Source organism: Actinoalloteichus spitiensis RMV-1378, from assembly GCF_000239155.1.
Classification (GTDB): Bacteria; Actinomycetota; Actinomycetes; order Mycobacteriales; family Pseudonocardiaceae; genus Actinoalloteichus_B; species Actinoalloteichus_B spitiensis.
On the sequence record NZ_AGVX02000622.1, the window covers coordinates 1 to 10,258 of the forward strand.

10 protein-coding genes and 1 CRISPR repeat array are annotated in these 10,258 nt (G+C 72.4%); of the genes, 6 read left to right on the forward strand and 4 right to left on the reverse strand.

The window, feature by feature from the left end; genetic code table 11:
• Positions 1-283: cory-CC-star protein (locus ACTIDRAF_RS0222830; protein WP_016701027.1), on the forward strand; the 283-nt coding region annotated here is incomplete at its 5' end.
• A complete protein-coding gene (locus ACTIDRAF_RS0222835) occupies positions 274-1,167 on the forward strand; it encodes an ArsA family ATPase (RefSeq protein WP_016701028.1) in 894 nt (297 codons plus the stop codon). The genes ACTIDRAF_RS0222830 and ACTIDRAF_RS0222835, both read left to right, overlap by 10 nt.
• 136 nt (positions 1,168-1,303) lie before the next feature.
• Here ACTIDRAF_RS0222835 and ACTIDRAF_RS0222840 read toward each other — a convergent pair whose 3' ends face one another.
• The 4 genes from ACTIDRAF_RS0222840 to ACTIDRAF_RS0222855 form a co-directional block, all read right to left on the reverse strand.
• Entirely contained in the window at positions 1,304-2,335 is a 1,032-nt protein-coding gene (locus tag ACTIDRAF_RS0222840; RefSeq protein WP_211215405.1) for a phosphatidylinositol-specific phospholipase C domain-containing protein, read from the reverse strand.
• A 403-nt stretch (positions 2,336-2,738) separates the two neighbouring features.
• Positions 2,739-3,133: direct repeats of the CRISPR family, unit length 29 nt; unit sequence GTCGTCCCCGCGCACGCGGGGCTGTTCCC.
• 62 nt (positions 3,134-3,195) lie between these two features.
• Entirely contained in the window at positions 3,196-3,360 is a 165-nt protein-coding gene (locus ACTIDRAF_RS0222845; RefSeq protein WP_157163222.1) for a hypothetical protein, read from the reverse strand.
• 225 nt (positions 3,361-3,585) lie between these two features.
• On the reverse strand, positions 3,586-4,014 hold the full coding sequence (locus tag ACTIDRAF_RS0222850; RefSeq protein WP_016701031.1) for a pyridoxamine 5'-phosphate oxidase family protein: 429 nt from the start codon (positions 4,012-4,014) through the stop codon (positions 3,586-3,588).
• A gap of 160 nt (positions 4,015-4,174) precedes the next feature.
• Complete coding sequence (locus ACTIDRAF_RS0222855; protein WP_016701032.1) at positions 4,175-5,011, reverse strand: NAD(P)H-binding protein; 837 nt, start codon at positions 5,009-5,011, stop codon at positions 4,175-4,177.
• Positions 5,012-5,091: 80 nt separating this feature from the next.
• On the opposite strand from ACTIDRAF_RS0222855, the gene ACTIDRAF_RS0222860 reads away from it, so the two are divergent.
• The 4 genes from ACTIDRAF_RS0222860 to ACTIDRAF_RS0222875 all read left to right on the forward strand — a co-directional run bounded on the left by ACTIDRAF_RS0222860 (position 5,092) and on the right by ACTIDRAF_RS0222875 (position 10,106).
• A complete protein-coding gene (locus tag ACTIDRAF_RS0222860; RefSeq protein WP_016701033.1) occupies positions 5,092-6,090 on the forward strand; it encodes an AraC family transcriptional regulator in 999 nt (332 codons plus the stop codon).
• A gap of 389 nt (positions 6,091-6,479) precedes the next feature.
• On the forward strand, positions 6,480-8,114 hold the full coding sequence (locus ACTIDRAF_RS0222865) for an ATP-binding cassette domain-containing protein (RefSeq protein WP_016701034.1): 1,635 nt from the start codon (positions 6,480-6,482) through the stop codon (positions 8,112-8,114).
• Positions 8,111-9,109 carry an ABC transporter permease gene (locus ACTIDRAF_RS0222870; RefSeq protein WP_016701035.1) on the forward strand — a complete coding sequence of 333 codons (999 nt, stop codon included), beginning with the start codon at positions 8,111-8,113 and terminating at the stop codon, positions 9,107-9,109. The genes ACTIDRAF_RS0222865 and ACTIDRAF_RS0222870 overlap by 4 nt, the downstream gene beginning before the upstream one ends.
• Before the next feature lie 43 nt (positions 9,110-9,152).
• The gene (locus tag ACTIDRAF_RS0222875; protein WP_016701036.1) at positions 9,153-10,106 is read left to right on the forward strand and encodes an ABC transporter substrate-binding protein; all 954 of its coding nucleotides are present in this window, start codon (positions 9,153-9,155) and stop codon (positions 10,104-10,106) included.
• The last annotated feature ends 152 nt before the right edge of the window (positions 10,107-10,258 follow it).

Sequence of the window (10,258 nt, forward strand, 5' to 3'; positions counted from 1 at the left end):
ACCGGCCTCCGGGCCGGTCGGCGACCGCATCCGAGCCGGCCTGCGGGCGGTGGCCGAGTTCCACGAAGCCTGGTTCACCGCCCGGTGGCGGTCCACGCTCCGCCGGGAGGCCCGCGACCAGCAGGACACGATGCGGGCGCTGATGCTCCTCGACACCCTCGGCGTGGACAGCCCCGTCGCCTACGAGACGCTCGAACTGGTCCCGTTCCTGCTGGCGGACATGCACGAGTGGCACGTACGGATGGGCCGCGACGAGTACGACGGACCCGGAGGATGCTGTTGACCCGTCCCATCACCTTCTTCGCGGGCAAGGGCGGGGTGGGCAAGACGACGATGGCCGCCGCCCACGCCCTCGCCTCGGCCGACGCCGGACACCGCACCCTGGTCATCTCCACCGACCCCGCCCATTCGCTAGGGGACGCCTTCGAGACCACCCTGGGCGACCGGCCGCGTCGACTCGGACCAACCCTGTGGGCGGCCGAACCCGACGGGGATGCGGCGGTGCGCCGCCGGGTGCGCCAGGTCGAGGACGACGCGGCCGCCGCGCTGCCCCGCAGGATCATGCCGGCCGTGCGGCGCCACCTCGGGCACGCCGCCACCGGGCCGGGCATGGCCGAGTCCGCGCTGACCGACGTGCTGACCGGCTACCTCGAGGACGTGCCCGGCGAATGGGACCGGCTGGTCGTCGACAGCGCCCCCACCGGACACCTGCTCCGCATGATCAACCTGCCCTCGCTGCTGGCCCCGTGGATCCAGGGCCTGGCCAGGCAGCGGGAACGCGTTGTGGCCGCCGACCGCTTCGCCGAAGCCGTGGTCGGCGACCGTGAACCCGAGCGGGACCCGCTGTTGGAACGACTGCACGACCGGCGACGTCGCCTCGAACGCGCCGCCGAGCGCCTGCGGACCGACGCCGAGGTCCGCCTCGTGCTCATCCCACGCCGCATGGTGCTCGCCGAGACGGAACGGGCGGCCGACGCCCTCGTGGAGGGCGGTTTCACCCTGGGAACCCTGGTGGTCAACCAGATCCCCGAGGACGTGGACGTGTCCCTGCTCCGCCGGATCGAGGCACGCTTCGCCACGCCCGGCGCGGTCCGCTGCGGCCTGGCCGCGTCGGAACCGACGGGTCTGACCCGGCTCCGGGAACTCGCGGTCCCCACAGCTCGGTAACGCCGGCCCGGAACCGGCGAACGCGCACCCGGCGGCACACCGCGCGGCGCGGTGCGCGCCGGGAGGACGCGCGTGGGGGCGGGGCCTGCCCCGGGACATCGGCCGGGACAGGTCCCGCTCGGGAGGGGCGAGGGCCTCAGCCCTGCCCGCGCTGTGCCACCGCTGACAGCACCCCGGGGTCCCGCCAGTCGCTGGAGACGATGCTGGCGTGTTCACCGGCCAACAGGTGCAATCGGTCCCGCGCCTCCTGCTCGGTGGGGTGGTTGGCGTCGATCGCCGGCGCGACGGAGTGGGAGTTCGTCATCAGCAGGACGTAGTTCCGCTCGTGGTACCAGGCGGTGTCCACCTCGGGGCGCACGTAGGTGGTGGCGTTGCCGTCGAAGAACACGAACCACGGGCGGAGCGACTCGTCCTCGTAACGCTCCCGGGGGTCGCCGGCCTCCGCGCCCAGCACCGCCGGGAACGCCTGCGCCTGCTCGATGCGCCCCTCGGCGGCCAGGTCACGCAGGTGGCGGGAGTACTCCTCGTCGGTCCACAGGTCGTCGAAGGGGTTGCCCTGCTCGAAGGTGCCCGGGATCAGCTCGAACATCACCTTGCCGGCCAGCTCGTCCCGGCTGGGCCAGTTGCCGGCCCGCGCCGCCTCGTCGAGCGTCGCGAACCGCGATCCGTCCGGGCGGGTCAGCAGGTCGACCGGCCGGAAGACCCCGTCACCCAGGATGTCCGCCACCAGCGCGTCGAACGCGGCCGGGCCGAGCCCACCCCGGTCGTAGAAGCCGTCCTTGAACTCCACCTTGAAGACGATCGGGCGGTGGCCCGGGTTGCTCTCCTGCCACGCCCGGATGTCGCGGAGGCAGGCCGGCAGGTCCTGGTTGCGAGGACCGGCACGGAGACCGTCGGCGTGGGTGGCGCCGACGCAGTTGTTCCGCTGACCGATCAGGCTGTGGCTGACCCGCCAGCGTCCGATGAGTTGGTCGGTCCAGACGTCGATCTCCAGCATTCCCGCTCCGGAGTCGAGTCCGTCGGCGAAGTAGGGGAAGGCGCTCTGTTCGTAGGCGTTGTGCACACCGACCGACGTGCTGGCGGGGAAGGTCGTGGCCTGGGGGGCGGCCGAGGGCATGGACTGTGCGAGGGCGGGGGTGGCCGCCACTGTCAGAAGTAGGGGTACCACTGCCAACAGGGGAGCACGGCGTCGCATGAGGCCTCCACGAGCTGCGGAAGGACTGCGTTGTCCGATGTGTACGAACAACGGGGACACCTCACCCTAGGATTTCGTGAGAAAATTTCGAGAGCCTCCAGCGCAACGGAACATGACGGCGAGATGACCTACGGTGAACCCCTGGGCGGGGTCGGTCACGCTGCTCCCCAGCCGGCGGAGTCGGTGGGTGAGGTGTCCTGAGCCGACGGCGTCTGGAGGGACCGCGACCACCGGGACGGCGGGGAAGGGGGCCCGAACGGGGCCGCGCCCGGCGGCGGGCATACTCACGGCGAGGAGGCTTGTGGTACTGCGGGAGACGCCGAGGAGAGTGAAGGAAAACCGGCAGGGTCGCTCGTGAACTCCCAGGTCAGGAAGTGTCGTCCCCGCGCACGCGGGGCTGTTCCCGCCACCGTCGTCCGCGCCGCGACCACCAGCTCGTCGTCCCCGCGCACGCGGGGCTGTTCCCCCCGGCGACGTCGTGGCCTGGACCGGGGCCGAGTCGTCCCCGCGCACGCGGGGCTGTTCCCACGGCGAACACGACCGCTTCCCTGAGGCGGAGGTCGTCCCCGCGCACGCGGGGCTGTTCCGCGGCCGCAGCGGCGATCTCCTCGTCCCAGTCCGTCGTCCCCGCGCACGCGGGGCTGTTCCGGGGAAGCCGGGGCAGTCCGCGCACGTAATGCGGTCGTCCCCGCGCACGCGGGGCTGTTCCCTTCTGCATCGAAAGGATGTTCGAAGACCAGAAGTCGTCCCCGCGCACGCGGGGCTGTTCCCCGGACGCGGGCCATCACGACCCGCCCTCGCGCGTCGTCCCCCCGCACGCGGGGGCCGGGTCCTTACTGCGATGAGCTGGGCTCCTGCTGGCCCAGGTCATCCCCCGTAGACAGGGCGGTTTCGCTGTTCTCCACCCTGACCCGGGCCAGGGGCGACGTGGTCCACAGGTAGGTGGGGTGGGCTCCGCCGACGGTGGGGTCGGTGAAGCCCCAGCTGGTAGCCGACACGTGAGCAACCTCGTCCAGGCCGGACACATGATGTATGTCCACGAGGACGCTCCCCGCTCGCGCTGCTGGTTCGTCCGGATTGCTCACGGCGGCTGCGCTCGCCCACGCACGGCATCCCCTCGTCGCCAGTGCGGACGGGACGTGGACATCCCATCCGCCGGGGTCACGGGTCGCCAGGTGAACCCGGCGCGGGATGGACTTCCTTTCGCAACCGCTGCACGCACCTCAGAGCGGGAACCTACGGACGGTCTCGGGGTGGATGATGAGTCGGACCTGGTCATCCGCCATCATCCCGGCGAGTTCCTCGGCGCGGCCCGGGTCGTTGAGGTCCCAGTACCGGGCGGCGAGTCGGGAGCACAGCTCGTGGGCTCCCTCGGGTTCCACCTCGACCCGGCCGGCGACCGACACCCAGCGTTCGCGTTCCCCCACCGGGGCGGCGACGACGAGGGAGGCACGCGGGTCGCGTCGGATGCGGCGCATCTTCGGGGAGGCCGGTTCGCTGAACAGCTGGATGGTGCCCTCGGCGGTGGCCTCGAACCACACCGGCCGGGGCTGGGGCGGGAGTGGTCCCGCCGCCACCGTCAGGAAGCCGTGCAGGGGGCGGCGGAGGAACTCGAGGTCCTCAGGGGTCAGCGTGCTGGGGGTGGTGCTCATCCTGGTCCTTCCAGTCGGTGGAGGAGGCTGCTGTCAGCATCCTCGGAACAGGGGCGGTTCGCCCCGGGTGCGAGCGTCCAAGGGTGGTGGGGGAACCGCAGGCGTCGTCGGGCGGCCGCACCGAGTGCGTCATCCCGTCCGTGCCGGCGCCGGCGGCTGGTCACGCCCGCCAGGCACCCGTCCCGGCGGTCCGCACGACGTAGTCCTCGAAGGTGCGGGGCGTTCGGCTGAGCAGGTCGGCGAGGTCCTCGGTCGGGGAGGCCGTCTCTCCGCGTTCCATCATCACGAACATCTCGGCGACGTGGTCAGCGTCGTCCTCGCTCAGGCCCTGCCCCACGAGCGTCGCGGCGTACTCGTTGGGGGAGATCCGCCGGTAGGTGATGGGCCGTCCGGACGCCCGGGCGATCAGGTCGACGGCTTCCGCGTAGGTGAGTGCGCGCGGCCCGGTGAGTTCGTAGACGCGGCCGGCGTGCCGGCCGGGTTCGGTCAGCACCGTGACGGCCGCGTCGGCGACGTCCTCGACGTCGATGATCGGGTCGGGAACCTCGCCGGCCGGGAGGGCCAGCTCCCCGGCGACCAGCGGGGCGTGGAAGAGGTCCTCGCTGAAGTTCTGGGCGAAGTTCGTCGCCCGCAACACGGTCCACTCCAGTGCCGAGCCGCGCACCGCCTCCTCGGCTGACCGCATGTCCAACCCGAAGGGGGAATCTCCCCAGGTGTCCGCGCCGCGCCCGGAGAGCAGGACCAGCCGCCGCACTCCGGCGGCCTCGGCCTGGGTCACGAACTCGTGCACCGGGCCCGGAACGGTCGGGGCCACGACGTAGACGACGTCCACGCCCCGGAGGACGGCGTCCCAGCCACCGGGGTCGGACCAGTCGAAGCGGGGCCGGGTCGACCGGGAGGCGGCCCGGACGGGGGTGCCGCGCAGCCGGAGGCGGGCGAGGATCCGACGGCCGGTCTTGCCGGTCGCGCCGAGGACGAGGGTGGTGTCGTTGCTCATGTGCCGAGTGAACCGCCTCGGGCTGGACGATTCCATAGGTAGGACGCCGGACCGCCTGTGTGTTCGTCTAGCCTGGCGGGGTGGACGCGTTCAGTGATCTGCTGCGCGGGGTGCGGGCCCACGGCTCGTTGGTGGGGAGCTCGACCCACACCCCGCCGTGGGCGTTGCACTTCGTCGACGGCGCGCCGCTGACCCTGTGCACCGTCCTCACCGGCGGCGGTTGGATCGTGCCCGAGCACGGTGCCCCCGAGCCGTTGCACGCCCGCGAGACGGTCGTCGTGCGCGGTCCCGGGACGTTCAGCTTCGTGGACGAGGTGGGCACCCGGGCCGAACCGATCCCGTGCGGCGAGTCCTGCGCGACGCCGGAGCAGGGCGGGACCAGGCATCGGCGTGGCTGGCACGATCCGGGTGCCCTCGAACCCGGCCGGGAGTCGACGACGCTGATCGTCGCTGCCTACCCGGTGCGCGGTGAGATCAGCCGCCGCCTGCTGGAGGCGCTGCCCGGGGTGTTGCGGGTGTGCGCGGGAGGAACGGGGGACCCCGTCCTGGACCACCTCGCCGCCGAGGTCGCCGTGGACGCGCCCGGCCAACAGGTGGTGCTCGACCGGCTGCTGGACTGGATGTTGGTGTGCACGTTGCGCGAGTGGTTCGACCGACCCGGCGGTCAACCGCCGGGGTGGTGGGCGGCCCAGCACGACCCGGTGGTAGGTGACGCGCTGCGCCTGCTGCACGGCGAACCGGCCGCGCCCTGGACGGTGGCCGCGTTGGCCGGCCGTACCGGGGTATCGCGGTCGACCCTGGCCAAGCGGTTCACCGACCTGGTGGGCGAACCGCCGCTGGCCTACCTCACGCGGTGGCGGATGACGCTCGCGGCGGATCTCCTGATCGAACGGGCGTCGTCCACCCTGGAGGAGATCGCGCACGCCGTTGGTTACTCCGACGCGTTCGGGTTCAGCGCGGCCTTCAAACGGGTGCGCGGCGTCAGTCCGAGCGAGTTCCGCCGCGCCGCGACGACGACGGTCCCGGCAGCGGAACGGCCGGTTCCCGCCCACGTCATCCAGGCCGGTTCGGTTACCTGAGCCGAGACCTGGTGGGGCTGGTTCCGGCCCCAGCGGTGGCCCAGGTGCGTCGGGCGGGCCGTCGCCGACCGGGTACCTGCCCGAGGACGGCGGCTCCGCCTCGTGCTCAGCCTGCCGTCACCGGCTCCCCGAACCCCGGGCGTCGACTCGCCCGGGGTGGACCGGACACGGATCGGACAAGCCGCGGCGCGTCACCGGCGACGACGTCCTCAGCGTCTTGACGGCCAAGAGATCCGATCTCTAGTGTCCAGAGTTGACTCCGATCATGAACCGGGCCACTCCGACACCACGAGTGGGCCGGCCCCGGTCGGAGCGGGACCAGCACCACGGGAGCGCGGTCACCACCCCCGGCGGACCGGCGCCCCTGAACGGGAAGCGAGGTCGGCGACGTGGGTGGAACGGCGCATTCCTCGACCGACCTGTTCCCTCCCCTGTTGGACGTCTCCGAGGTCACCAAAAGCTTCCCCGGCGTGCGGGCGCTGGCCGGGATGCGGCTCGACCTGCGGCACGGCGAGGTCCTCGCCCTGGTGGGGGAGAACGGCGCCGGCAAGTCCACGTTGATGCGCCTGCTCTCCGGCGTCGACCAGCCGGACACCGGGCGGTTCCTCCTCGACGGGCGGGAGATCCGACCCAGCGGGCCGGGGCACGCGCGATCCCTGGGCATCGGCATCATCCACCAGGAGTTCGCGCTCGTGCCGGACCTGACCGTCGCCCAGAACCTGTTCCTCGGCCGGGAACCCAGGCGGTGGCGGTGGTTCGTCGACCGCCGGGCCCTCGACCGGCGGGCGGCGGAACTCGTCGACGAACTCGGGTTGCCCCTCGACCCGGACGCTCCCGTCGGCGCCCTCTCCGTGGCCCACCAGCAGTTGGTGGAGATCGCCAAGGCGTTGTCCCACCGGCCCCGGGTGCTCATCATGGATGAGCCCACGGCCGCCCTGGACGCCGACGAGGTCGAGGCGCTCCACGCACTCATCCGACGATTCAGTGGCCCGAACACCGGCGTCATCTACATCTCCCACCGGATGGACGAGATCCGCCGGATCGCCGACCGGATCACCGTCATCCGCGACGGCCGGTACGTGGCGACGCGGGCCGTGTCCACCACCAGCACCGACGAGGTCGTCTCCCTGATGGTCGGCCGCGCCGTCCCCACCTCGCCGGCGGCCCCACCCGCCCGGCGCCGGCGCCCCGGACCGGTGGTGCTCAGCGTGCGCGGGCTGTCCACCCGGGAGCTCCTCCGCGACGTGAGCTTCGACCTCCACCGGGGGGAGATCCTCGGCTTCGCCGGACTGATGGGTGCCGGACGCACCGAGACCGCGCGGGCACTGGTCGGCGCCGACCCCGTCACCGGCGGCACCATCGCGGTGCGCGGCCGGCCGGTACGCATCCGCAACCCGGCCGAGGCCGCCGCGCTCGGTGTCGGCTACCTCTCCGAGGACCGGAAACGCCTCGGGCTGCTGCTCGACCACGACGTCGGCACCAACATCACCCTCTCGGCGCTGGCGAGCCACTTCGCCACGGCCGGTGTCGTGCGACGACGAGCCGCCCGCGCCGCCGCCCAGCGGTACGTGCGGGCCCTCGGTGTCCGCACCCCGTCCCTGGACCGTCCCGTCCAGCACCTTTCCGGCGGCAACCAGCAGAAGGTCGTCCTCGCCCGCTGGCTCGCCAGGGACTGCGACGTGCTCATCGTCGACGAACCCACCCGAGGCGTCGACGTCGGCGCGAAGGAGGAGATCCACCAGCTGCTCGAGGGGCTGGCCGACGAGGGCACGGCGGTCATCGTCATCTCCTCCGAACTGTCCGAGGTCCTGCGCCTGGCGGACCGGGTCGTGGTGATGAGCGAGGGCCGGGTGACAGGAGTCCTCCCGGCGGCGGAGGCGAGTCAGGAGGCCATCATGCGGTACGCGACCCTGCGACCGGAGAACACCGGCACACCCCCACCGGAGGGCCCGCCAGCGAACCAGCACCGGGCCGCCACCGCCCCGCAGGCCGAACCGGAGCACGGACGGAGGTCCCGCCCGTGACCACGTCCGACACCGTCGAGCACGCGACGCGGCGCGGTGGCCTCGCGGGTGCCGCCCGTACCCGGCTCCACCAGCTCCTCGCCCTCGCCAGCCTCCTCGTCATCGCCGGTTTCTTCTCCGCCGCCAGCCCCTTCTTCCTCACCTACGGCAACTTCACGGCGATCCTGTTCTCCACCGTCGTCATCGGTACGCTCGCCGTCGGCACCACCCTGGTGATCGTCAGCGGCGGCATCGACCTCTCCCTGGGCACGGGCATGGCGTTGTGCGCCGTCGTGGCCGGGGTGCTCATGGTCGACCTCGGGCTGCCGCTGGCGGTCGGCGTCCCCGCCGCGATCCTCTTCGGTGGTCTGATCGGCCTCGTCAACGGCCTCAACGTCACCCTGCTGGGCATTCCCCCGTTCATCGCGACCCTCGCGATGATGCTCGTCGCCGGCGGGCTGGCCCTGGTGCTGTCCAACAGCGCGCCGATCTACTTCACCGACGTCCCCGGCTACCTGGACATCTCCACCGGCAACCTGGTTCCCGGGGTCGACTTCCCCAACGCCGTCCTCATCCTGCTCGTCGCTGCGGTGGTCGCCGGACTGGTCCTGAGCAGGACCGTTCTGGGGCGGCACACCTACTCCGTGGGCAGCAACGAGGCGGCCACCGCCCTGTCCGGGGTGGACGTGCGCCGGGTGAAGATCGCCGTCTACGTCATCGCCGGCCTGTTCACCGGTCTGGCCGGCATCCTCATCTCCGCCCGCCTCGGCTCCGCCCAGCCAGCCACCGGCATGGGCTACGAGCTGCAGGCGATCGCGGCGGTCGTCATCGGCGGCACCTCCCTGTCCGGCGGGCGGGGCTCGGTGGTCGGGACGCTGATCGGCGCCCTCATCATCTCCGTGCTCAACAACGGACTCCAGATCATGTCCATCCCCCAGGAGTGGCAGAACGTCATCCTCGGCTGCGTGATCCTCGTGGCCGTCTACGCCGACATGCTGCGCCGCCGGCGTGCCTGAGCCGCCGGCGGACCACCATCCACGCACGAGGAGGGAGCGCGCGATGCGCGGGACCAGGACGCTCGCGGTGCTCGGCGTGCTCACCGCCGCGCTCACCGGCTGCGGACCAGGATGGGGCCACGACCACGAGCTGCCGCACATCGCCATCGTCTCGAAGGGGTTCCAACACCAGTTCTGGCAGGCCGTGAAACGCGGCGCGGAGGAGGAGGCCGAGCGGCAGGGCGCCGGTGTCACCTTCATGGGACCATCCACGGAACAGGACATCGAGGCCCAGCTGAACATGCTCACCAACGCCATCGCCCGCCAACCCGACGCCATCGGCCTGGCCGCGTTGGACAGCCGCGCCACCGAACCCCTGCTCCGCCAGGCCGAGGAGGCCGGCATCCCGGTGATCGCCTTCGACTCCGGCGTGGACAGCGAGATCCCGGTGACCACCGTGGCCACCGACAACCGGGCCGCGGCCGCCCTCGCCGCCGAACACCTCGCCGGTCTGCTGGGCGGCACGGGGACGGTGGGTCTGGTCGTGCACGACCAGACCAGCGGGTCCGGCGTGGACCGGCGGGACGGCTTCCTGGACTGGATGCGGGACAACGCACCCGGGATCACCGTGCTCGACCCGCGGTACGGCGGCGGTGACCAGCTCGTCTCGGCCGACATCACCAAAGCCCTGCTGGCGGCCCACCCCGACCTCGACGGCCTGTACGCCTCCAACGAGGGCTCCGCCCTGGGGGTGCTCCGGGGAGTCACCGAAAGCGGCCGCGAGGACCTGGTCGTCGTCGGGTTCGACTCGGGGCGCGCCCAACTCGACGCCGTCCGTGACGGGACGCTGGCCGGGGCCGTCACCCAGGACCCCCTCGACATGGGGCGGCAACTGGTGCTGGCCGGGTTGGCAGCGATGGACGGTGAGGAGCTCCCCGCCAGCGTGGACACGGGTTTCCACTGGTACGACGCGCGCACGGTGGACGCCCCGCACCTGGCTGGCGTTCTCTACCAGTAGGGGCGGCGCGCACCCCGGCACGGTCCCGCGCGGGCGGAACCCGGGAACGACCATCACCCGGCTGCGGGCGGGTTCACCAGGACGCGGGCCGCGCCACCCCACCGGGCCGGGGCCTGGCTGCCGGCCGCCGACAGCAGCCCGGCCGCGCCCGG